General features: G+C 53.0%; 16 protein-coding genes and 1 pseudogene. 5 read left to right on the plus strand and 12 right to left on the minus strand.

What is annotated here, in order from left to right; genetic code table 11:
* Window positions 1-226: 226 nt before the first annotated feature.
* The 5 genes from KTE_RS09060 to KTE_RS09080 all read right to left on the minus strand — a co-directional run bounded on the left by KTE_RS09060 (window position 227) and on the right by KTE_RS09080 (window position 7,864).
* Entirely contained in the window at window positions 227-2,437 is a 2,211-nt protein-coding gene (locus tag KTE_RS09060) for a WD40 repeat domain-containing serine/threonine protein kinase (RefSeq protein WP_201380371.1), read from the minus strand.
* A gap of 312 nt (window positions 2,438-2,749) precedes the next feature.
* Window positions 2,750-3,952 (minus strand): hypothetical protein, encoded by a 1,203-nt coding sequence (locus tag KTE_RS09065; protein ID WP_201380372.1) that lies wholly within the window; start codon window positions 3,950-3,952, stop codon window positions 2,750-2,752.
* A gap of 164 nt (window positions 3,953-4,116) precedes the next feature.
* The gene (locus KTE_RS09070) at window positions 4,117-5,109 is read right to left on the minus strand and encodes a phosphotransferase (protein ID WP_201380373.1); all 993 of its coding nucleotides are present in this window, start codon (window positions 5,107-5,109) and stop codon (window positions 4,117-4,119) included.
* A 128-nt stretch (window positions 5,110-5,237) separates the two neighbouring features.
* The gene (locus KTE_RS09075) at window positions 5,238-7,241 is read right to left on the minus strand and encodes an acetoacetate--CoA ligase (protein WP_201380375.1); all 2,004 of its coding nucleotides are present in this window, start codon (window positions 7,239-7,241) and stop codon (window positions 5,238-5,240) included.
* A gap of 194 nt (window positions 7,242-7,435) precedes the next feature.
* Window positions 7,436-7,864, minus strand: a complete 429-nt coding sequence (locus KTE_RS09080; protein WP_201380377.1) for an SRPBCC family protein — start codon at window positions 7,862-7,864, stop codon at window positions 7,436-7,438.
* Between the two features lie 250 nt (window positions 7,865-8,114).
* On the opposite strand from KTE_RS09080, the gene KTE_RS09085 reads away from it, so the two are divergent.
* Window positions 8,115-8,909 (plus strand): MIP/aquaporin family protein, encoded by a 795-nt coding sequence (locus KTE_RS09085; RefSeq protein ID WP_201380379.1) that lies wholly within the window; start codon window positions 8,115-8,117, stop codon window positions 8,907-8,909.
* 255 nt (window positions 8,910-9,164) lie between these two features.
* A complete protein-coding gene (locus tag KTE_RS09090; RefSeq protein WP_236600337.1) occupies window positions 9,165-10,016 on the plus strand; it encodes a SirB1 family protein in 852 nt (283 codons plus the stop codon).
* Here KTE_RS09090 and KTE_RS09095 read toward each other — a convergent pair.
* Entirely contained in the window at window positions 10,013-11,875 is a 1,863-nt protein-coding gene (locus KTE_RS09095) for a MutS family DNA mismatch repair protein (protein WP_201380383.1), read from the minus strand. The two genes, KTE_RS09090 and KTE_RS09095, sit on opposite strands and share 4 nt — an antisense overlap.
* A gap of 250 nt (window positions 11,876-12,125) precedes the next feature.
* Between KTE_RS09095 and KTE_RS09100 the strand changes: the two genes are divergently transcribed.
* Window positions 12,126-12,800 carry a prolyl oligopeptidase family serine peptidase gene (locus KTE_RS09100; protein ID WP_201380385.1) on the plus strand — a complete coding sequence of 225 codons (675 nt, stop codon included), beginning with the start codon at window positions 12,126-12,128 and terminating at the stop codon, window positions 12,798-12,800.
* 36 nt (window positions 12,801-12,836) lie between these two features.
* Window positions 12,837-13,607: a 3-hydroxyacyl-CoA dehydrogenase gene (locus tag KTE_RS09105; protein ID WP_201380387.1), complete on the plus strand. Its 771-nt coding sequence runs from the start codon at window positions 12,837-12,839 to the stop codon at window positions 13,605-13,607.
* 288 nt (window positions 13,608-13,895) lie between these two features.
* On the opposite strand, the gene KTE_RS49525 is transcribed toward KTE_RS09105, so the two are convergent.
* From KTE_RS49525 to KTE_RS47445, 6 genes and pseudogenes are all read right to left on the minus strand, one after another.
* Window positions 13,896-14,288, minus strand: coding sequence for a DUF4388 domain-containing protein (locus KTE_RS49525; protein WP_374226771.1), 393 nt, complete (start codon window positions 14,286-14,288; stop codon window positions 13,896-13,898).
* Between the two features lie 38 nt (window positions 14,289-14,326).
* Window positions 14,327-16,324, minus strand: coding sequence for a methyl-accepting chemotaxis protein (locus KTE_RS09115; protein WP_201380391.1), 1,998 nt, complete (start codon window positions 16,322-16,324; stop codon window positions 14,327-14,329).
* A 56-nt stretch (window positions 16,325-16,380) separates the two neighbouring features.
* Window positions 16,381-17,586, minus strand: a complete 1,206-nt coding sequence (locus KTE_RS09120) for an amino acid ABC transporter substrate-binding protein (RefSeq protein ID WP_201380393.1) — start codon at window positions 17,584-17,586, stop codon at window positions 16,381-16,383.
* A 161-nt stretch (window positions 17,587-17,747) separates the two neighbouring features.
* The gene (locus KTE_RS09125; RefSeq protein WP_201380395.1) at window positions 17,748-18,815 is read right to left on the minus strand and encodes an ABC transporter substrate-binding protein; all 1,068 of its coding nucleotides are present in this window, start codon (window positions 18,813-18,815) and stop codon (window positions 17,748-17,750) included.
* 423 nt (window positions 18,816-19,238) lie between these two features.
* Complete coding sequence (locus tag KTE_RS09130; protein WP_201380397.1) at window positions 19,239-20,957, minus strand: M48 family metalloprotease; 1,719 nt, start codon at window positions 20,955-20,957, stop codon at window positions 19,239-19,241.
* Window positions 20,958-21,294: 337 nt separating this feature from the next.
* Window positions 21,295-22,459 (minus strand): annotated as a pseudogene (locus KTE_RS47445) (RNA-guided endonuclease InsQ/TnpB family protein).
* A gap of 401 nt (window positions 22,460-22,860) precedes the next feature.
* On the opposite strand from KTE_RS47445, the gene KTE_RS09140 reads away from it, so the two are divergent.
* A complete protein-coding gene (locus KTE_RS09140) occupies window positions 22,861-24,249 on the plus strand; it encodes a hypothetical protein (RefSeq protein WP_201380399.1) in 1,389 nt (462 codons plus the stop codon).
* The last annotated feature ends 349 nt before the right edge of the window (window positions 24,250-24,598 follow it).

Below are 24,598 nucleotides of genomic sequence, written 5' to 3' on the forward strand. Positions count from 1 at the left end.
AGCCTTTTTAGCCGGGATGCCACTTTGTAGCTATACTTGTACAGTTAGCGCTCCTCACCCCATCCTCCACTCTTCTCATAATATGCGCAGGTTCATATTTTCTTTGCTGCAATCCACATAATACATGTACTTGTCAGAGGCAAAAAAAGTTGTACGCGAAGGAAGCTATCCCACTAACGCCTTAGACATCCCCAGGTAGCTGTTAAGTTCATCGTAACGCGATATGCTAACTCAGCGGCCAGACCTTGACCGTCTTGTCCCAGGAGCCAGAGGCGAGATATCTGCCATCGGGCGACCAGGAGAGCGAGCGGACACCCTCGCTATGTCCACGAAATGTGTGCAACATCTCTCCACTTGTCGCGTCCCAGACCTGCACCGCTCGATCATCGCCCGCCGAGGCCAGGTAACGACCATCAGGAGACCAGGCCACGCTATAGACGAGGTCAGTATGTCCCTGGTACATATAGTGGTGATCCCCTGTGAAGGCATCCCAGACCTGTACCGTCTGGTTATCACAGGCTACTGCTAGACGCTTGCCATCAGGAGACCAGGCCACGCTACGCATCGTAACCGCTATAGGATAGGCAATATGTGTACGCACCAATTCCCCCCCAGCAACCGACCAGACCTGGGTAGTATGATCACTGCTCGCCGAAGCAATAGAGCGGCCATCGGGCGACCAGGAGAGCGCATTGATATTACCTTTGTGTCCCTTGTATGTCAGGGTACTACCACCCGTGGCGGCATCCCAGACCGTCACCAGGCGATCTCCTCCGCCTGACGCCAGGTAGCGACCATCGGGCGACCAGGCCACACTCCAGATCCAGGAGCTCGCGCGAAAATCGCGTGGATAATATCCATCCGGCGCGTCCCAGGTCTCAAGTCTTTGATCTGCACTGACCGAGGCAAGACGCTTGCTGTCATGCGACCAGGCCACACTATAGACGCTATCGGTATGCCGGCTATAAGGCGTAGCCAGTAGCGTCCCCTGGAGCGCGCTTATGACATGCACAGTCTGGTCATCGCTGGCCGAGGCAAGCGCCTGACCATCGGGCGACCAGGCCACGCTCCACACATAGGAGGTATGGCCGGTATAGGTCAGGAGCGCTGGCTTGTCCTCGACATCTGTTGCGAGTGGCATAGGCATAGGGTGCGAGCGTACAAACCATGTCAACAGGCCAGCCGAACCGACAAGCGCGGCACCAGCAAGGCCCGCACCCAGCAAGACCTTGCGCCGCGTCACGCCAGCTCTGGACGCCGACACGACTGGATGTGGATGTGGATGTGGATATATAATTTCGCCTGTGCCCTCAGCCTCGCCTGCGTCGCCAGCCTTCAAACTGGCGAGAACCTCGTCTGCCACAGGCAGTGTCACCGCGTCGATCGATGATTCAGGGGTCAAAGCGGGTAAGGGTGCCGAGGTCTGGGCGCTTATATCCTCCCGCCTGGTAGTTTCCTTTGCCTCTGCCTGCACCTGGGTCGGCTTTCCCTTTTGTCGCCATAGGGGAAGGGTAGAGTGCTCTGCCTTTGAGGGCTTTGAGGGAGGCATCAATGGTTGCCCAGAAGGTGTCTTCACCCTTCCTGACGCTTTTTTTCGTGGAATCGCTGAATCAGCGCTAGACCCGGTTGCCTCTGCGAGGGCTTGAGCGAACGCCAGGACCGAAGAGTAACGCTGCTCAGGTTCTTTAGCCAGCGCCTTGAAAACAACCTTCTCGACCTCTACTGGTAGCTCGGGTACCTTTGCGCGTAGGCCAGGTGGGGGCGCCAGAGTATGTTTAACCGCGATCTCAGAGAAGGTTCCCGTAAAGGGGCGCTCCCCAGATAACCACTCATAGGCAACCACGGCCAGCGCATACTGATCGCTGGCGGGAAGGGCCTGGGCGCGCATCTGTTCTGGGGCCATATACATGATAGTGCCAGCCAGTTCTTGAAAGCCCTGCGTGCTCATATAGCGGGCGCTCTGCGAGACCAGGGCGATGCCAAAATCGCTTAAAAGCACCTGGTCCTCGCGCCCTAGCAGCATATTCTCAGGCTTCACATCGCGATGGACGACTTTCTGCTCATGCGCATACTGTAGCGCCTGGGCAATCTGGCGGGTATAGGATACGACCAGGGAGAGGGGCAGACGTGTTCCCCGGGAATGGCGCCCCCGTAGCGAACCATTGGGGGCATAATCGGTCACCAGGAATGGCGTCGTCCCCTCCAGGCCAAACTCTAGTACACGCACAATATGCGGATGAACCAGGCGGGCCACAGTTCGCGCTTCAGCACGAAATAGCCCGATCTCATCGCTCGCAATCTGGGCATGTAAGACTTTGATCGCAGCCTGGGTATCCAGATAAATATGCTCGCCCAGGTAGACCTCGGCAAATCCGCCCTGTCCCAACAGGCTTACCAGGCGATAATTTCCAAACTGCTGACCTGTACGCTCGGCCATGCATCAGCCCCTTACTCTTGAAGAGCCAAGGTATTTCTTAAGGCACTACACTTCTTCTACAGAAAACAACTTCTGGCACTAATATTTTCCTCATGCTACCCAATTCGCAATCAACCGTCAAGTACCTGAACAACAACATCTAGACTGTTCAATTCACCTTAGGTGTCCGCCTCGACTCACAGGCTTATCTTCGAGGGAGGTGTGTGTAGTGACCGCTTGGCTCCGCCAAGCGGTCACTACACACACCTCCCTCAAGCGCCCCAAGCGCGAAGAGGAAAAGACTTACCTAAAGAAGATTTGTTAGCCTGGAAATCAGGCAAGCTTCCAAACTTTCGCATCGCGAAAGAGCGCCTGCGTCTCGTTCTTCTGGGTATACACTGCTACGCCTATCTGGCCCTGCGTCAGGGTAGCATCCTCGACCGATGCCAGAAGCTGATGATTGGCAAAGAGACGAAGCGTGGAACCGGTAGCCGCAATGGCAATTTGATTATCGGCACCTGGCTTAAACTGGCTGCTGCTACCAGTATAAAGAGAGCGTGGAGGGACATTGCGCCCGGTGTAGACAAGTAGGGTATAACTGCCATTGCTATTAAAGATAAAGGCGTAGTATTTGTAGCCGACATCATCGCCACGGAAGGTTAAGCCAGCGATCTCACCCTTCGTTATCCGCATAGTGAGTTGATAGGTAAAGTTGGTAAACGCGGTCTTGAGCGCTGGACAGGTATAATAGGTATTTGCCTCTGGCTCACGCGCCTGGTAGGCACCAGCGGCAAATGTACAGTAGCGGTCCTCCTGCCAGCCATGTTTCTGGCTATTATCCTTAAGAGTATCGGTCAGCACCAGGTCCTTACTAAAAGGATAGGCTGACGCCAGGGCAGTGGCCTGGGCATTGACTGTAGGCGTCACTACCTGACCTTTTGGCGTATTTATCTGGTGGGCAATGTGCATGTAACTATACACGTAGTAGCTCAAGCCACCAAGCAGTAGTACACCTAGCAACAGCCCCAGCAGCAGCGGTTTCTTCTTTTTCTGACCCCAGGGCGAGGGAGGAACAGCAGAACTGGTCAGGGGCGTTAGAGGAGGTGGACTGATTGAGGGCTGGCGTGCCTCACTCCGGCTATAAGCAATATTCTGGGGCACATAGAGAGGTTCGGGAGTTGGATTAAATTCAGGAACAGGCGGAAACGATGGTGCTGGTGAAGGAGCGGCCTGCGGGAATGCCTTCTCTGGTGAGAAGTCCCATGAACCATAATTGCCAGGCAATGGTGAATCAAGGCTGGTTCCATATCCAGGCTCTACCTGACCACACCACACCATTCCCTGTGGGGGTATACCGGGTGCTCCTGATGGTTCATAGAAACCTGGAATAGTTTCCTCGCGCTGAACCTGCACACCCTGCTCCTGGAAAAGCTGTTGCTCTATCTCCGATGGACGCAAACGCGCACCAAAGCGCTTTATACGCGCGTGACCATTTGTGGCTGAATTGGGGCCTGGTGAATTCGGCTCGTAACCCATACCTACTCCATCTCTCTACTAATTACCTGAATACCCCCATTACACTGGCTGACGAGCGGCCGCATCACGGAGGAATATACTTGCTGACAGGCATTTTGCTATACGTCACGCGTAGTATAGCACAACGCCTGGGACAGCCTGTAACTAGAGGGACGTTCTTCCCATCATATCTTTATGCGTTCCCACTTCTCACTAATCGGGATAAAAGGGTCATCAGGCAGAAAGCGCCTGACACGCTCGTTGCCTTCGATATAGAGCTCTTCGTACAGCCACAAATTCTGTGCGCGCATCCATCCATAACAATAGATGAGCAAATCAAGCTCATCATGAGAGAGGGGGAGGAGCGCTCGGTAGCCATCGAGAAATGCCTGGCATAACTCTTTCGCAAAATCACACACGATATCTAATATACGTGCAATCTCCCATGCTGCTGGTGCGCTATAAGCTTGATCCCAGTCGATGATCGCGCTGACCTTGTCATGCATAAAAAAGAGATTTGTTTCCTGGTAATCGCCATGAATGACCTGTTGGTGCAATGCGTGAAAGTCAGAAAAGGGATCATCCTGATGATCTAGAAGCCACGCACGCCGTGCCGCAAGGTGCGCCAGTACAATTTCATCCTGTGGCTGTATCCTCGGTCGCGCACGAATTATCTCTTCCAGCTCGCCCATATACGCAAAGGTTTTCTGCATATTAAAATGGAAGTTACGCTGTGTCACCTGGACGCAGGGATAGTCACGCAACACAGTGTGTAAGCGCGCTAGACACTGTCCCATTGCCCAGAGATTATGGGAAGAAAGTTCCTGACGCGCCACCTGCCTGCCTGGAGCAAAGGGATAGAGAGCATAGTACACACCTTCATGCTCAATCCAGGTACCACCATTAAGCAGTGGTAACGGAGGAATCGCCGGTAAGCCTTGTTCATGGACATACTGTGACAGAGCATGCTCATATGTTATCGCCATGTGTCGATCCTGACCATAGCGATAACGACGCAAGGCATAGCGACCAGAGGTTGTCTCCAGGAGACGCGTCTGGTGAATCGCCCCATACTTGGGCATTTGCACATGCAGCAGCGAACCAGATGTAAAGGCAGCCCCCAACCATTCACGCAACAGTTCCGCCAATAGTGGCTTTTCCAGTGAAGAATCTGCCATACTTGGCTCCTCAAAAAATACAGAAGACTGATCTCGTGCACCTGACGACGCTACTGAAGTACGCGTCTACATATGACATTAATATGTAGACGCGTACTTCAGTAGCGTCGTGCTACTCCTACCAGGACTTAGACAGTTGTATCCTCGCGTCGCGCCACTACTGTCTGGGCGAAGTCTACGAAGTAGGTCAGCGCCTGGGGATTACTCAGGGCATCCATGCTGGCAGCCTTCTCAACAGGGATACCCATAAAGAGCTTCTTGATCGGCACCTCGAGCTTTTTCCCACTCAGGGTGCGTGGTACCTCGGGAATCTGCTGAATCTCATCGGGTACATGATGAGGCGATACAGTTGAGCGAAGCTGCGTCTTGATCCTCGCCTTCAGGCTCTCGTCCAGCTCAACACCCTCGCGCAAGACCACAAAGAGAGGCATGTAATAGCGTCCACCCGGCATTTCCACGCCGATAATCAGGCTATCAAGCACCTCTGGGAGGCTCTCAACCACGCGGTAGATCTCGCTGCTGCCCATCCTAATACCCTGCCGATTGATCGTGGAGTCGGAACGGCCATAAATAATGGCGCTGCCCGAGGGCGTAATTTTGATCCAGTCACCGTGGCGCCAGACGCCGGGATAAAGCGAGAAGTAGCTCTCGCGATACCGCTCATAGTTGGGATCGTTCCAGAAGTAGAGCGGCATGGAGGGCAGCGGATTCGTAATCACAAGCTCGCCAACCTCGTCAATTAGCGCATTTCCAGCCTCATCAAAGGCTTCGATCTTTGCGCCGAGCATACGACACTGAAGCTCCCCTTCATACACGGGAAGCAGGGGCGAGCAACCCACGAAAGCGGAACACACATCCGTGCCACCACTAACTGAGGCCAGCCAGAGGTCGGACTTGACATGCTCATAAACCCAGCGGAACCCCTCGGGCGTCAGCGGCGAACCCGTTGAACCTACAGTTCGCAGGTGACGCAAATCATAGGTCTGGCCCGGCTCGATACCGCTCTTCATGCAGCTCGAAATATAAGCTGCACTCGTGCCAAAGGTCGTCATCTGTGTATCGGCGGCAAACTGCCACAACGTTCCTATGTCCGGATAGGCCGGACTACCATCGTAGAGTAGGACTGTTGCCCCTACCAGCAGGCCACCGAGCAGCAGGTTCCACATCATCCAGCCCGTGGTCGAGAACCAGAATAAGCGATCTCCTGGTTTGATATCCTTATCCAGCGTCAGGCACTTCAGGTGTTCCAGGAGAATACCACCATGGCCATGAACAATGGGCTTGGGCAAGCCCGTCGTTCCCGAAGAGTAGAGAATCCACAGCGGATGATCAAAGGGGACTTGCTCAAATTGTAGGGGAGCTGGCTTCGCAGCAAGCTCCTGCCAGGAGAGTGTATTCGACAACGCCGCAGGCCGGGTTCCCTGCTCGCCAAAGAGGTAGGAGTAGAGCACAGTATGCTCTACGCTCGGTAGCGACTCCTGCAGTTCCGCAATAATAGGGCGGCGATCAAAACGCTTGCCACCATATTGATACCCATCAATGGCAAATAAAACCTTTGGCTCAATCTGCTTAAAGCGGTCGATGACACTATTGGTGCCAAAATCGGGCGAGCAGCTTGACCAGGTTGCGCCTATGCTGGCACATGCCAGAAAGGTCATCGCTGTTTCGGGGATATTAGGCATATAGCCTACGACGCGGTCGCCAGGTTTTACGCCTAGATCCCTCAATGCCTGGGCGATGGCGCCAACCTTTTGCGCCAGTTCCGCCCATGAGACACTAACGAGTTCGTGCCGTTCAGAGCGAAAAAGGAGGGCTGGGCGTGCCTCGGTGGCGTTGCGGAAGGCATGTTCCGCGTAATTGAGGCGCGCACCGGGAAACCATTGCGCTCCTGGCATCACACGTTGGCGCAAGACAGTTGTATAGGGGGTCGATGCCTGAATTGAAAAATATTCCCAGAGAGAGCCCCAGAAGGCTTCAATCTCATTCGCGGACCATTCCCAGAGCGCTTCGCGCGTCTGAAAATGCAGCCCCTTCTTTTCCTGTAACCGGCGCATATAGTGGGTGACGTTGGCCTGTTGCTTCACTGCTTCCGAGGGTTCCCAGAGAGGTTGGCTTTCAAATACTCTTTCCATACAGTCGCTCACTGCCTTTCCCTTGCTCGCTTGCATCATTGTCAAGCTATGAGCCACGATGTCTTAATCTCAACGTCATTATAACACGCTCCCTGTTGCCACGCCTGCGGCGCTCAGGGAGGAAGGTGTATGGTGAGGGGCTGGCAAAAGCCAGCCCCTCACCATACACCTTCCTCGGAGGCGAGCCTGCGAGTCTATGCTTTCTCCAGGTTCTTTTTGAGCTTGTGAACCTGGGCATTAATCTGCTTATCGAGCATAGTGGAGACCAGGCCACGCGCGAATTTCAGCATTCCTCCCGGTTCGCCCTCGCCCATCATGGTAACCCGCGTACCGCTCTCGATTGGTTCGAAGATGATCGTCGTCTCTAGATTCACGGGTCCAGTCAGGCTTTTAAAGCCAAACAGCCTGGGCACCTCGTAGTGCGTTACCTCTGTGGTAAACTCCATACGCTGATTTAGGAACTCACCTGCCTGGAGAAAGCGGGCACCGACGCCCATGGGAACATCATTGACCGGGCGAATTTCGCGTGCAGGTGTCCATTCCGTGACCTTGCACATATCCGTCACGTAGGCAAATACCTCCTCGACCGGACGGTTGATCAGAACGGTCTTCACTACTCGCACAGCGTCTCCTCCTGCTTCTCTTGCGCTATCCAGTTTTGCTTGTCACGTGCCAGGGTCCTGCACAAAATTATACTCCCCATATACACATGCCCACATACCCACATGCCTCATATTCTCCAGTTATGCTCCCCGTTCCGCGCCAATCCGCCCGTTTCTTATTGCAACCAGAGACACATCCCCAGGGATATGTATGCACCGCGACCTCTTTCCGCGTACTAATACTATACAGAATCCAAAAGAGGTATTTTCTATGAAACGAGATATATTTAGACGCAGTTGCGCGGAATTCCTGGGTACCTTCGCCCTGGTCTTCTTTGGTTGTGGAGTACGCGCCATAGTTGGCGATACCGAGAATATCGCAGGCATCTTTGTGGTCCATCTGACCTTCGGTCTGACGGTCGCCGCCATGATTTACCTCTTTAGCTATCTCTCAGCCGCCGTCTTCAATCCCGCAATTACGCTGGGCTCTGCCATTACTCGTCGCCTTCCCTGGCGCCTGGTCCTGCCCTATTGGCTGGCCCAGTTTGCGGGAGCATGCAGCGCCAGCCTCGTCCATATGCTACTCTTTCCCGAAAAAGCCGAGCTAGTCCATTATGGCGCGAACACGCTGAAAACCAGCCTACCAGCCGCAATCATCCTGGAAGCGCTTCTGACCTTTGTATTGATGATGGTTAGTATGGGAAGCGCGACAGATAAACGCTTTGTACGCGCCGATAGCGGACTCACAGTTGGATTCACAATTATCGTCTGCGGCATCCTCGGCAACACTCTGACTGGCGGCAGTATGAATCCCGCACGCAGCCTGGGGCCTGCACTCTTTGCGGGGGGGGTTATCTTGACCAATTCCTGGGTCTATATTGTGGGTCCCTGCTTGGGCGCATTGCTGGGAGCACTGGTGTATGAGCTCCTGCGCGGCAATCAAGAGAATGCCAAGCCGGTCCTCGAAGACTATCCCGTCGCGCCCCGCATCCCCATCCAACACATCTTCACCAGGAAGTTCCAGCAACCTTCACAGCCAGAGCAAGATCAAAAGGCAGCGAGCTAACACATATACACATTCTGGGCTTGACTCCTCGCGCCTGCGTGTGCCTCTGATAGAACTGAGCTATTTCATGGTATACTTGGCTATATCAAAGTCCTCTAATGCGGTCAAACGTAGCCGTGTGGCGTAGGCGAAAGTACCAGGGCTCCCTGGTACACAGGTCCCTTCCAGCTTGCAACCCATAAGTGGGTATGCTTTAATGCCCTGAGTATGTCAGAGAGATTTTCGCGGGAAAGCCCACAAAAACGCATCTATACTGTGTTCGCATCGCTTCTCGCCCAGGAAGATGCCGCCATAGACCTGGTGGGAGCGGCCCTTCTCATTGCGAAGCTGGCGTATCCAGAAGTAGATATTGCATGTTATCAATCACAACTCGACGCCCTCGCGCGGCGAGTCCGGGGAATCCTTGGCCTTTCTCCAATCCCCCCTTTGGATGCCATGCTCACCTCACCCGAACGTGAGCCACATGAGTTTCTCCAGGCTCTCAACCAGGTCATCTTTGCAGAGGAGGGCTTCTGCGGCAACTCCGGCGACTATAATAATCCCGACAATAACTATCTCAATAAAGTCCTGGATAACCGCGCCGGCATCCCCATTACGCTCTCACTTGTCTATATTGAAGTCGCGCGCCGCGCTGGTCTCTTCATCGAAGGCATTGGCCTGCCCTATCACTTTATCGCACGCTGCCAGTATGGCGAAGAAACCTATTACATCGATGCCTTCCACCAGGGCCGCCTGCTTAGCGAGCAGGAGTGTATAGAGCTGGTGCGCCGGATCGCCCATCGCCCACTCAAGTTACATCATCACTGGTTTGAGCCTGTCCCGCGTAAGCAGATGCTGGGACGCATGCTCAATAACCTCAAACGCATCTACCTGGAGCGCGATGCCTACGAGCCAGCCCTGGCTATCTATGAGCTCATGGTCTTGCTCCATCCTCAATCCGCCGTTCATCGCCGCGAGCGCGGCCTGCTTCACCTGCAACTTAAGCACTATGGCCGCGCACTGCATGACCTGATGGCCTATCGCGAACTGGCCCCGGAGGCCAAAGACCGTTACGAGGTCCTCAACTATATCAAGATGATCCGCCAGGCCATCGCGATGATGAACTAGCGCACATCGACCTCCTCCACGGGAAGCCCCTCCATCTGCATAATCTTGAGCGCGTTGGTCGTAGGACAGGGGCCGGTGCGTAGCTTATAATCAAAGACCATCTGTCCCTCGACCACCTCCTCGCGGAAGTGATAGTTCTTCAGGTCGTGAACCGCCTCCTCCAGGTGGACTAGTTCCAGGTCATGGGTAGAGATCGCACCCAGGCAGTCATGACCCACAATGGCACGTACAAAAGCCCGGCTACCGCTGAGACGCTCCCGGTTATTGGTGCCCTTAAAGATCTCGTCGATCAAGAAGAAGAGAGGATAGGGAGAAGACTGCTCCAACGCATCTAGCAACTGACGCAGGCGCCTGACTTCAGCATAGAAGTAGGAGTAGCCATCCGTCACCGAGTCGTTGACGCGGATGCAGGTAAAGAGACGAAACAGGCGCGTTGTCAGCGCGCTGGCACAGACAGGTCCCCCCGCATAAGCCAGGCAGAGATTGACGCCCAATGTACGCAAAAAGGTGCTCTTGCCCGCCATATTGGAGCCTGTCAGAATATCCACTTCGCCCAGCCTATGAAAAGCGAAATCATTGGTTACACGAACACGATCCTGGATAAGCGGATGCCCAAGGGAATGCGCGCTAAAGAGCGGTGCCTTCTCCTGTGTGAGCTGATCATTCGCCAACACTTCGGGCAGGATATACTCTGGATTGAGGTAGGCAAAGGTCGCGAGCGCGTTTAAAGCCTCCAGCTCAAACCAGGTATCCAGCCAGCCAGGAAGAAACTTGACGATCTGCTCTTTGTACTGGCCCAGGCGATAGGCGCAGTATGCATCCCAGGGTAGAAAGAGGTTCACCAGCAGCCAGAGCAGCCCATTGGCCTTCAAACCTGCCGCAGAGGAGATGCGACCAATGCCGCGTAGCACGCGTGAGGGTCGATTCTCGCCCTGCTGCTGAAAGGCTGCGCATAAACGCGCCAGGTGCTGGTTGCGCCCATAGGAGTAGCTCTCCAGGAAGCCAAAGACCGATCCTAGCGCACCAAAGTTGTCACTCATGTAGCCTGCATCTTCGAAGATATTGCCCCGTATCTTCTGCGTGAGCGCGAGGAAAAAGATTCCACCAAAGAAGGTCAGCACCCAGAGATTGGGCGTATGGGTGACCACGCTCGCCACCAGGTCTATGAGCGTAAAGACATTCAAGGCGAGCGAAGCCCATAGCAGAGGGCGCACGCCTTTAGAGGGTGGATTACGCTTTAGCCAGTCGACAAGCTCCTGCCCCTGCACCTGGCCGGTCTTGCCTTTTGTCGCGATCAGCGAGAAGAGCACCAGCTTATCGCGGAAACGGCTCAACGGACGCAGTTCATCAACCAGTTCCTGGCGTGTCCGTATACGCTCCAGATCCGGCTCCGTTGCCAGGAGCCACGAGCGCAAGCGCTCGCTTCCCTCACGAGAGAAGGACATGTCCAGCAGGCGATGCAGCGAGTATTTCCCTGTCACATCCAGGTCAAACTCAAAGGGATGATCCTCCTGCCCGCTTGCGGAGGCGGGAGCCGGTATGTGCTCCCAATCCAACCTGGCGCGCGCCAGATGCGTCGATTTGATCAAGAGCCAGGCCTTGTGGCGTGCCAGGCTTCTATCGACCTGGCTATGGTAATACGCGGCAACACCAAAGGCCAGCAGGCTGAGCACTCCCAGGGTAATCCCCAGCCACCAGAGAAAAAAGCCCACCGCCAGGCTAACAGCCAGACCTCCAAAGAAAATAAACAGCCGTATCCACGAGTAGCGATTGCTACGCACATCTAATTGTTCTATATGACGCTGTACCCTCTGAAGCTGCCGCTCCAATAGGTGTACGCGCTCCTCTTTCTTCTCCACGCGTTCGATCCTTAGAAAATGAGTACACAAACGTACGCTTTATAGCGCAGTCTAGCACTCCTGCACCTCGGGCACAAGCCGTCAGGCACAGCTCATACGTTAAACGCTATACCACTTGTACTGTCGCCTTCGTATATGATAAGAATAGAGTGCAACAGTATAGTGATCCATAAAAAACGCCGTTGGTAACGATGTGCCCCCATAGTGGGGGGATCGTTCCAACATCAGCCTCTCTATGGAGAACCAATTCATGCATAGCATACAACAGGAAGAGACCCTACACGATACCACAACCAATGCAGTCCTTCTGCGTTATCTACTTTATCTTCCCGATAACTACGAAATGTTAGCGGGGACGCGCTGGCCGCTCGTGCTCTTTTTGCATGGTGCGGGTGAGCGCGGGGACAATCTGGATCTGCTCAAAAAGTATGGTCCGCCCAGGCAGGTTGAAGAAGGAGAACGCTTCCCTTTCATTCTGATCGCGCCTCAATGTCCAGACAACACCTCCTGGTCCGCGAAACAGGAAGACTTGATAGCCCTGCTGGATGAGGTAACCCAGACCTACTCGGTCGATACTAGTCGCGTCTACGCGACGGGCGTCAGCATGGGAGGGTATGGTACCTGGGCGTTGGTGACGGCCCACCCCGAGCGCTTCGCGGCTGCCGCCCCTATCTGTGGCGGAGGTGATCCATCTACGGTAGCTAACATGCGCGATGTACCGGTCTGGGCCTTCCATGGCGCCAAAGACACGGTCGTCCCTCTCAGGGCAAGTCAGAACATGGTCAACGCACTTGAGCAAGCAGGCGGAAAAGCCAAGCTGACCATCTATCCCGAGGCTGGACATGATAGCTGGACGCCGGTCTATGCTGATCCAGAACTCTATTCCTGGCTTCTTGAGCACAGCAAAGTAGCTGAAACACGCTAAAATTTTTTATTATCCAAGGAAGGAAAGAGAGCAACAATGCAGATTGCCAACAAAGGAGTTATCGTCACTGGCGGAGCCTCGGGTCTGGGGGCCGCCTGCGTACGCCTGCTCGCGGGCGAGGGCGCTAAAGTGACGATCCTTGACTTCAACGCCGAAACAGGCCAGGCACTAGCGAGCGAGCTAGGAAGCACGGTCATATTTAGCCAAACCGATGTCACGAATGAAGAGCAGGTACAGGCCGCGATCAAGGCCGCGCAAGCTCACAGTGGCGAGATCAATATCGCCATCAACTGCGCAGGTATCGGCATCGCGGAAAAGATCCTGAGCAAACGCGGCATTCACTCGCTCGCCAACTTCAGCAAGGTCATATCTGTCAACCTCATCGGCACCTTTAACGTCATCCGCCTCGCGGCTGCAGCCATGGCTGAGAACCAGCCCGTGGGAGACGACGGTGAGCGCGGAGTGATTATCAATACCGCCTCAGTCGCAGCCTTCGAGGGTCAGATTGGCCAGGCCGCCTACTCGGCCTCCAAAGGCGGGATCGTGGGCATGACCCTGCCTATTGCACGCGAGTTGTCCAGCCTGGGCATTCGCGTCATGACCATCGCTCCCGGCATCTTTGATACCCCACTCATGGCGGGCCTTCCCGAAGCGGCCCGCATCTCGCTTGGCCAACAGGTCCCCTTCCCCTCACGCCTGGGCCGCCCCGACGAGTACGCCGCCCTCGCCAAACACATCATCGAGAACACCATGCTAAACGGCGAAGTTATTCGCCTGGATGGTAGCATTCGCATGAGTCCTCGCTAAAAGCGCCTATAGCGAGAAGCCCGACCCTGTGATTGCGGCATGCCGCAATCACAGGGTCGGGCTTCTCACATGCCCATCATCTTACTACACGAATGATCGTCAGTTCTTCCAGTGTCTGTAAAATCTGGCTCATTTCTTCAGGTGTACAGTTTATAGACCTGATTAACTCTCCAACTGCCTGGCGACCATCGATTGCTAAGATGACCTGGCGATATAAGCGTGGAAGTCCCGCCTTCTCGATAATTCCAATCGCCTTCATAACTGACATCGTCGCTCTAGGAACTGCTGTCAGCGGAAACGCGTTATTGCCAGATGCGGCGGCAGGCTCCCCCCCAACTGAGGCGCTGATTGCCTCAGCTGAGGTATCACAGGTGAAGTCTCACGCTGGCTCGGAATGGGACCTGTCTGTTGCAGTGGTCCCGTAGTCAGATGGGGAATAAAAACAAATACGCACTTCCCCCAGCCTATCATTATATTGAGCGCATCCGGCCCCATATATGATCCCACCTGGGCGAAAACAATTTGTCCATTGGTAAACCCAATGCTCCCTATCTCGGCATTTATTCCTTCTCCACGCCCCACTCGCAACTCTCCGGTCCTACCTTCTACCTGAATAATCTGTATAATCCTGGAAAGGTTATCAGTTATTCTTCCTTGTTGTTGCGTCACATCTTTCTCCACATATTCCCTCTTTACTCAAATGCTGAAAGAGACGCTCACTAAAAGCTACGTTGGGGAAATGCCTGTTGTGCCACAATATGTTCACGATTGGTTTGCGCAAAGATGTCCTGATCATCACGCAGCTTAAAGACCTCAGCGGAGACCAGGAGCTGCTCTGCCAGTTGGGCAACGCGTTCCATGCGTTTAGCCTCCTCACGGATACTCTGACTACTCTGTAGTGTCGATGAGGAAACACCCCGCATGACCTGTGCGACGCTACTGGAGGTTTGTAATTGTTGCTGTGCTGCCTGATTGATCATCTCTATTTCACGAGATTGATATTCAATAGCGGAAACGATGGCCTCAAAGGCCGCACCAGCCTCTCTTGACAACTGAGCCCCCGTCGCAGCCTCGGTTTCGGTATCTTGTATAGAGAGGGTTACTGACTCGATGTCTTCAAGGAGCTGTTTCACAATGCGCTCAATTTTATTGGTCTGCGTCTTCGCGACCTCAGCCGAACGACGAATATCATCTGCCACTGCTCGGAAGGCTTTGCCATTTTCTCCAGCCAGCGCTGCCTGGATCGAGGCATCCAACGCCAAGCGGTTTGTTTGGTGAGCAATGCCTGAAATGATTTTCACAATGTCACTGATCTCTTGCGAATGCTCCGCTAATTGCTGCACCTTGGTAGCACTCAAATGCACATCATTATTGATATGCCCCATCCCTTCGACAGTGCGCAATACAGCATTACGACCAGATTGTGTCGTCTGGTATACCCTACCACCCACTTGTGAGAGCACCTGAACACGCTGAGCGACCACACGGCTTGTATTGGCCATCTCGCTGATATTTGTGGTCGCTGAGGAGATTTGCGCAATTTGTTCGTCCGCACTGTCTACAAGCTGCGCCATATCATCGTATGTCTGCAGAGTTGCGCGCTCAACCTCATTCGCCAGGGTCTTGAAGTTAATGACGAGAACACCCAGTTCGCTGACCATATAGTTGAAGAAGGAGGCCAATACACCCAGGCTGTCTGAGGACACCGTCGCCTGCACGCGCAAGTCTCCCTGGCCCGCGCCACTGACCTCTCCAATCAGGCGCTCAACCTGCATCTGGAGCGTTGTATGGCGCATCTCTGCTTCTCTAATAAGCTGAACAATACTATTCAGCATATTATTCATCGAGAGTGCGACCATTTGGATCTCATCTCGCCCTTCCACATGCACACGCTGACTTGTATCACCCTGCGCGATTTTGGTAGTCAGAGTAGCAAGCTGACGCAGGGGACGTGAAATAGTCGCGTTGACAAGGGCGGCTGTAAAGCCAATAACGGCAATAATGAGCAGAATAGCCAGGACTGTCGCGATCTGGACAGGCATAATTTCTGAATTATTCAGAGCAGTCACCGCCTGTCCCACAGTTGTCGCCGCACCTACGACTGTCTGCCAACTCTGCTGCAACGTTTGAAATTTAAGGTTGGCCTGAAAGAGGGTTGCGTAAGCTGGTTGATACTGTAGGTCTGGGTTATGTAGTTGCGTTAAAACCTGGTCCTGTAACTGCTTATATGCATTCCACTGCGTCTTTGTGACATTATCAAGAGCCGCCTGCTGACCTGTGATCAGAGGAGCATTTGCGTCATCGCTGGCAAGAATATTATGAACGACACTCATATTGGGAGAAGACGCGATTTTATAGGTTGTATTATAGTTTTGTAACGTCTGATTGAAGTCGGTCTCACGAGCCACAATATCCTTCTCAATCAGAGCGCCTGAGGCTGCCAAAGATGGATCTCCTTGCAGAAGATCGTTGTTGCTGGCAAAAATCTGCGCGAAACGCGCCTGTAGTAAGGCATTCATGCGCTGTAGATTAATTTGTTGAGTGGTCGCAATCTGCTGCGCCTCAAAGCTTGTCTTTACCGCTTGAGCATGGGTCTGCTCCGCCTGTAAATAAAAAGAACCCAGCAGAACCATAGACAGTACAGCAATTACAGCCATGACTGTAAACAGGATAAAGAGTCGCGGGAAGATGCGTAGATTGCGTATAAATGTAAACATTCCAGTGTTAATCCTCTCTGGCTGCATCCAATGATGAAACTTTCACACGAACAGTCTTAGGACCAGGTGCTCTTGGGATACTCTGGATTCGCTTGCGCGTTGGTGAAAGGATATACCGGAACAAATTGTCCTTGCAGCCACTGGAACAAGGTGGGAATACCAATTTTATTGCCCCCATCTGGGTCAAATTGGAGCGGTCCCTGTAAGCTATTGAATACATTCGTGTGCAGCGCCTTGATAAGGGTAGCATTGTCAAGGCTATGCGTTTGCGTCACGGCTTGCTCCAACAACTGTCCCGCGGAGTAAGCTTCCGAAGTTGTTGTGCTAATATCCTCTGGGGAGCCACCATATTTGGCAAGATATGCCTGCACAAACTGGGTATTCTGATAGGTTGCCGCGTGAGCATACCACCCGCTATTTGGGGCAAACACGCCCTCAGCCGTGCTAGCGCCAAGAGCATTGAGGAATTGCGAGCCTTCTTCTGGACCCGATGTCGAGACAATCGCTTTAGGATTATAGTGCTCTGCCTTAAACTCCTTGATAAAGCTGAGGCAATCCTCAAGGCCGCTGGTGCCAAGGACAACTACATCAGCCTTTGATTGCGCAATCTGCTTTGCCATCTGTGGAATATTGGCATTTGTTTCATAGGGAACCTTTGAATACACCGTCTTCAGGGTACCCTCCGGTGGCTCTAAAATACTCGCTGATGCACTCACCTGAGGCGTCGTAAACGGGCTACTTACCGATACATAGGCAGCAGTCTGCGGACGCATACTCTGAGGCAAGGATAAAATATAGTAAGAAAAAGCCTGCAGGTTCTGCCAAGAAGGGAGAGTAACAACAAAGATATTGTCGAAATGCAGGTTGAAAATGCTTGGAGCATTTCCCGTAGGCGCAAACATGGCAGCGTGATGCTGGTGCGCTACACTGGCAGCTGGCTTAGTCAGCAAACTGGAATATGGACCAAAGAGCAGGTCTACATGATCTTTGTCAATCAATGTTTGATAATTGGCTGTAACACGTTTAGGATCACTTCCATCATCCAGGCCAATAAGCGTTACCGGGCGACCAAGCAAGCCACCCCTCTGGTTCACACCCTCTGCCCAGAGGACAAGTCCCTGCTGAAGCGCCTTGCCATCATTGGCAAACTGACCTGTCAGTGATGTAGAATACCCGATTTTTATTGGAGTTTGATCTGTAAAAGTAGTAGTGGATTGTGAGCAGGCACTCAAACTAGCGAGGAGCATTAAAGCCACAAGCATGCTGGTTAGCGCCTTTTTCATATATTTGCAAGGACGTGTAAACACACTATTCCTCCTAAAAATGAGTGCAAAAAATAAAATATGCGTCAAAATTTACTTTAATTTCCAAGAAAGCATGCTATGTATTAAACACAGCATGCTTTCTTGAAAGAGGGTGCAGTCTAATGCGATTGCTGCATTGCCTGTACGAAGGCCTTAATCCAGTACTGATCGTTGTAGACAGAAGATCCGGATGGCACCGCTAACTGAGCGCTTTTCACGGTTGTGTTAAAACCACCAGACTCCTGGCGCAGGTCGATGGTATTCATCAAACCAGGGATGTTTACCAACTCGGCAGAATTCTCACCAGTGGCAGGATTTTGGACGGCATCGTTGTAGACATCCGTTGCAATCTGGGTTGAAATGCTATACGAGCTGGCAATATCGGCAATGACAGTGGCCTTGTTCGCAGGATTTGCCGCAAACTGGCGACCAAGGATCATGCCAGTGAGGAAGTTTGTGACAACACTGGAGTTCGCCTGGGCATAGCTCTGAGTGACCGCAACAACCGGACCCTGATAAGTCCGGACATACGTAGAGAGAGGGGCTAGATCGGCGAGATTGGCATCATAATGAGATTGCTCTGAAAAGGGGGCCCCCAAGATGGTGGCGTAGACAGGAGCACCATTAAAGGTGCCCGCTTTCAACGCCTGGTAGCGCTGCAATGAGCCACCGATGACCTGCAACGAGTAGTCGCCATTCTGCAGGCTTAAACCATTAGCAGAGAGAATCTTCTCCAGGGCAAACACATACCCACTTGTAGGCGCATCGACCGCAATGGTCTTGCCCTTCAGGTCGGCGATACTATGAATGCCGTTCGCAGTATTGACGATCAGGTCCAATCCTTCTCCCTGATCAATACCTGCGACAGCCTGAGCAGAAACATTGTTATTCACATACTGATTCACCACGTTATCAGCAGTTGTTGAAATAATATCGTACTGACCAGCTAAGAAGCTATTCCACTGCTGCGTGGAGTTAGTGACCTGATTATAGGTAACACAAATACCTTCCTGCGCAAAGAATCCGTGCGCTTGCGCCTCGATATACGAAACACTGCGGCTGAATCCTCCATATTGGATACAAGTGTTTGTATCAGCGTGTGCATGACTAACGGTATTAAATGTAATCAGCCCTCCTGCAATGACAGCACATATAAGCACTGTCCAAATAATACGGAAAGGTTTCATTAGGAAAGATTTCATTAAGGTATTCTGGCCTTTCTTTGTCTCCACCCAAAAAAATACATAAGAAAAACAGAACCAATTGTACAAGATCCCGCCTTACCGCTATCTATTTAAAAATTATTACAGCAAGTATATCGGTAAATGTACGAATTAATATTAATTCAACAAGCGGCGTTTAATCAATATAATAGCTGTAAAGGCTTATTGATTAGGACGATTAGGCTATCTCTTTTATGTATCTTATAAGTACATAATTCCAATATATTCATATACGCTTTTTTATAAACTTTCACATGGCAAAACGTTTCTTATTGCTTCAAGATAACTAATTGCTCATACTCATTGTTTTCGGATTCAGGGTTAGGAAGGTGGTACGGCTCGGCAACTGCCGAGCCGTACCACCTTCCTAACCCTGGGCAAACGCCATCACGCCTCGGCAGGAGCAAGAGACGCAGGGCTTTTCGCCTGGCGTTGGGCAAAGGCATCCGCGTGGACCAGGCGCTGCTGCGTGGTAGGATGCGTTGAGGTTAATCGTTGGAGTCGGGAATTACTGATTGGCCAGACACGATAGTGGGCCAGGCGCTGCTTCGAACGTTTAAAGGCCTCTACATTCTGCGTTGTCTGCAAAGCATATTCGTCTGACCGATATTCCTGGCGTCGCCGTAGCCAACGATGCAGCAGAAAGAAGCCAACACCAATACTATAACAGAGTCCCACTTTCGCAATACTTTGCCCATCAAATTGCAAGAAGAAAAGGTACAGGCGCGTGGTTGTGGAAAACATGGCGAACAGTATCTGCTGGCAAGCGAGCAAGGTGAGGCCGCTAAAAAGCGTTCTCCAACCCACACGCCGCAGAATGTCCTGGTGAACCAGGTGTCCCAGTTCATGCGCCAGGATCACCTCCTGCTCATCGAGAGGAAACTTTTGATAAAATGTGTCGGTAAGGACGATACGCTTTTGCAGGCCCCATTGGACCAGGTGCGCATTGGCGGCCAGGGTTGTGCTCCCTGGTTTGGCATCTTTCGTCTCTTTCACATAAAAGCCTGCGACGCGCGTTCCCGTGCGCCTGAGCAACGCCGACAGCCGCTCGTTCAAAGGCCCCTCTGGAACCGGAACTAATCTGGTAAAGAGAGTAATAGGAAATCGCGACAGAACATAGACCCGCACCAGGAAAAAGAGCGCGAAATAGAGCGTACTCATCAGCCACCAGGTGGATGGGAACAGGATAAAGAGCGCGTAGACCACCTCAAATGAAAGCAGAAACTGCGCCAACTGGAAAATATGACTTAGGCTATACGCCATCAACCAGCGCAGCGTGGAGGAGAGAAGCGAGCGCGATGTCTTCTTGCGTACCAACCGAGGCAGCACAGTAGCATAGACCCAGTGCAATGGCAGACACAATAGATACCAGAGACCGTAGCCAAGCATGACAATTCCCAGAGCAAGCCAGGGAAACCACTCGGGGCGGGGCTGGGCAAGGAGAAATGGCTCAGAGGTAAAGAGCGCCAGCAGCACATATCCAATGGAGTCTATGTATGAATCGACAAAGACCAGGAGCAGCACAAAAACAAGAATGACCCAGCCCAACCAGGCAAAAGGGATGTAATACCGCCGGGCCAGGTTGAGCCTGCGCATACGACGCCTGGAAGCTTCATCAGGCTTCGCGGGCGGCACTTCCTGCTCCTCCAGTCTGAGGGAGGCCAGGTCAGCAGCGGAGAGCCCTAACAGCTTCAGCATGTTCTCAAGTGTCAGTCCTGCCTCCTGGAGCATCTTCACCCCCTGGCTCTGCTCCTCATACCAGAGTGCTAGCAGGAAATGCTCTGGATTGATGACGACGCCAAGCGCCGTATCCTTCAAACGTACTGTTCGCCCTACAACGATCCGGCTACGCTCGGACAACCCAATTTTCCCCTCCGTTGGCACCCCCTCTTCCTGGGTCAAGCGGGCATACAGATTAGCATAGAGGCTGGCGGGTTCAAGCGTCAAATGACTCAAAATCTCAGCCGCGCGCCCTTCGCGCTCACTCAGCAGACCAAGCCAGAAATGATCTGGCTCCAACTCAATGGCGCCCAGCGCTCGCGCCTCTTTTTCAGCGCGATTGATGAGAGCCTTTGCCGCATCCGCAAACTGATTAAGAGCACTCATGCTTACCTCAAAGCCATTCCGCTTTTTGCCTTCAAAGGCGCCACATACTACTTATCCGAAAACCCCGAGCGCGAAGCGCTAGACACGCCAGTGAAGGCTTGTCCCCGAATGGGGATGGGTTTCGGAATAAGATCATAGTGGTTTACATCTTCTTCTATAGAAGAAGATTATAAATGAAGTGTCAGAGACAAACTATGAACCAGTACACACTCATTGGTGCATCCCATAATCGCTGCTCCGATTAATGTAGGAAAACGTATGCAAGCATCGCCTTCCAGATCTTTCGTTGTTGCTGCTTCACTCGTAGGTGCCTCAAGACCGGTTGGTCTTTTTGGTCTTACCCCGCGTCCACAGCCAAGTTTACGCCATCGTCCGAGCCAGTACCGGTGGCGACTTGATCTATGAGCCCGATCAAGCGTAAGGCTTCCCGCAGCACATTCTGAGCGGCATTGTGATCCCGATCTTGCGGAAATTGATAGTACGGACATGAGGGATTCTGACAAGTAAACACCCGGTCTTTGAGCGTCATGTCTTCCCATGTCCACCCGCAGCAGTGACAGGTTTTGACTTCCAGGAAAGAAGCGGCCCACCTTGATCACCTGTCCCCCGCGTTGCGCGACCTTGGCCTCCAGCAGACGCCTGAGCGCGCCCAGCGAGGCATCAGAGAAGGAGCGAGCCAGGCGTCGGTTCTTGAGGAGTCCCTTGAGGTTCAAGGTTTCCACTCCCACGATCCCATAACTGTCCGCCAGTCGGGTGGTCAGTTTCTGGAGCGCATCTTCGCGTAGACAGGTAATACGGTAGTGCAGGCGTGCGACCTGCCTGCGGGCTTGCTCCCGGTTGTTTGATCCTGGTTTGCGGCGATGCAGGCGCTTGTTCGCCCGGCGCAGTTTCCCCAGAGCCGTTTTGAGGAAAGCTTGGTTCTCGACTCCCTCTCCCGTACTCAAGGTCGCCAGGTGGTTGAGCCCCACATCGATGCCCACCGCCGCCGATTTCTTCACCGGGATCTCATCAGGCATCTCCACCTGGATCGAGACAAACCACCAGTCCGCGGTTTTGGTGATCCGAGCACTGGTGACCTTGCCAGCAAAGCGGAGATTCTCGGCCATATTCACCCATCCGAGCTTGGGAACCCACATGCGATGATCCCCAAGTTCAAACTGATCGTTGGCGAGATAGAAGCTGGGTTTACTGCGCTTCTTGCTTTTCAACTTCGGGTGACAGGCTTTGCCTTCAAAAAAGGCTGTAAAGGCTTTTCCCAGGTCCAGGAACGGCTGATCCGAGGCGTTCTTGGTGACCTCCCAGGTCCAAGGGAATTGCTCGCGCCGGATTTCATTGAAGTGCTTCTTGAGTTTCAAGGCGGTCGGTTTCTCCCCCGCCTCATACTGCCGATTCCATTCGGCCAGCGCCCAATTCCACACGAATCGTGCAACCCCTGCTGCTTTCGCCAAGTAGACGTGTTGTTCTTTGGTTGGATGCAGGCGTATTTTATGCGCACGAATCATGTGTTCACTCCACTTATTCTACACTAAACTATCTCATGCCCTTTTTATTATAGAACGCTTATTCTTCTTTGTCAAGGAAAAAGCTTTGTATGCTCCTTGATACCCTCTCAATACATTTTCTTCGCTTTTGGTCAGCTGTTAAATTCTCTTTTCGAACTCACGCATCAACTTCTCCACCTAATTTTTGTATCAAGATATTCCCATTATGACCTTTTATACGTTATACTAGAGCAAGGTACTCTTCATGCAAACAGCAAGAAGGGCAAGCCCCTATTCCATGGTCAGCCCGGTTTACGCATGCTCTCCCTTCGGGAAACGTTCGTAGAGAAGAGGATAGGCGGTGTCATACAAAGAGAAATGATGGCGACGCCGCGTTGGTAGATAGAAGAGGGAATCGCATTATGACCGACTCACATGACCTTGTTCGCTTCAATCTGTTTCAGCAGCTTGTTGAGTGGCTCCACTGCAACCAGCAGGATACACATAAGGGGCGTTTTTACCTCGAAAGACACCTCCCTCTAACCGAAGATCATAGTGACAAAGAGCTTGAACGCCTGATTAGAGCTCATGTAGAAGAGCATACCGAGCTCAAGCAACAGCTAGAATTTCACCTGCAACTGCTCCAGGAGGTACGCAGGCGCGGTGGCACACGCCAGGCGGTACGCGACGCCTATGTGAATCACTATGGTGGCCTGGTGCTTGATATCCCGGATTGGCTACATGTCTACCTTGAGCAGCGCAGCTATCTGGTCCTCCTCAACCGGCCTGAACGCACGCGCAGGCGGCAGGCGGAGATCCTACAGGAGGCTTTAAAGCGTACGGAGGCGGACGCCAAGGCACGCGCCGAGATCTGCGCGGCCCTGCGCAACGAAATCGGTATGCTCCTCATCTCGGGCGCGCAATATGCCACGCAGGAGCTCCAGGTCAAAGCCCTTGAGGACGCCATCGTCCTGCATAAACTGGCCCTCAAGACCTTTACCCCGGCGCGCTACCCTCTCCAGCATGCCCAAACTCAGTTACTCCTGGGAACCGCTTACCTCCAATATGGCTTCAGTGGCCAGGATAAAATGCTTGAGCAGGCCATGACCGCGTTCCAGGTAGCCCAGCGCACCTTCACACTAAAGGAGCATCCCGAGGAATGGCTCAAGCTCCAGACCTTGCTTGGCAAGGCCTTGCTCAAACGCCCCAAAGGGAAACCCGCGCAGAACATCGAGCAGGCCCTTGAGTATCAACAGACGGCGCTTCAACACATTACCTCTGATACACCCTCTGAAACGCTTGCCCTTATCCATGTGCATCGGGGTGACTGCTACTACCTGCGCCGGTCAGGTGAGCGCACAGAGAACCTCATCCAGGCTAAGAATTGTTATCGCCAGGCCCTGCACATCTTCTCTCCCAGCCAGACACCAGAGGAATGGGCCACGACCCATATCCGCCTGGCGGCCATCTTCCAGGCCCTTCCCTGGCAGGATGAGCAGCAGCACGACCGCAACCTGCATTGCGCCATTGTCTGTTATGAAGAGGCGCTCCGCACCTATCACCCCGATGTCTACCTTGTCGAATACGCCTCGACCCTCGTCAGCCTGGGCTATACGCATAAGCAGCGCCTGAGCGGTGACCGTGTGCATAACCTGCAACAGGCCTCCAGGTGCTTCCGTAGCGCGCTCCACGTCTTCACCAGCAACACCTTCCCCGCCTACTATCGCCAGACCCTGCTCAGCCTGGCCGAATCGGAACGCCTGCGCAAGGAGACCCTCCAGCAGCAACTCAGCTCACCCTTGAGAGGATAGCCTTCGCGCCTACAACACTTAAATATTCTGGTGGGTATGGATGTGTGGCGTGGGCATTCACCCACGCCACACATCCATACCCACCAGAATATTTTTATCTATCCTTGAATACTTTACTGAATGCGCTATAATAGATTGCAATATCCAGAGAAAGGCGCGACCCCGCGTCCAAGCACTTTTCAGTTTGTCTATCTATCGGATATCTTTTTGCTGACCTGGCAACCACGATGTCATAGTGATTGCCTTGTGCCAATGATGGCCTTCTGGTGTGAACAGCCTATGAGGAAAGTTGCTGATACGTCTACCTGCTTTTCTATCAGCCTGGATACAACGCAGTATTTCTTCACCC

It is taken from the genome of Ktedonobacter sp. SOSP1-85, assembly GCF_016587415.1.
GTDB lineage: Bacteria > Chloroflexota > Ktedonobacteria > Ktedonobacterales > Ktedonobacteraceae > Ktedonobacter.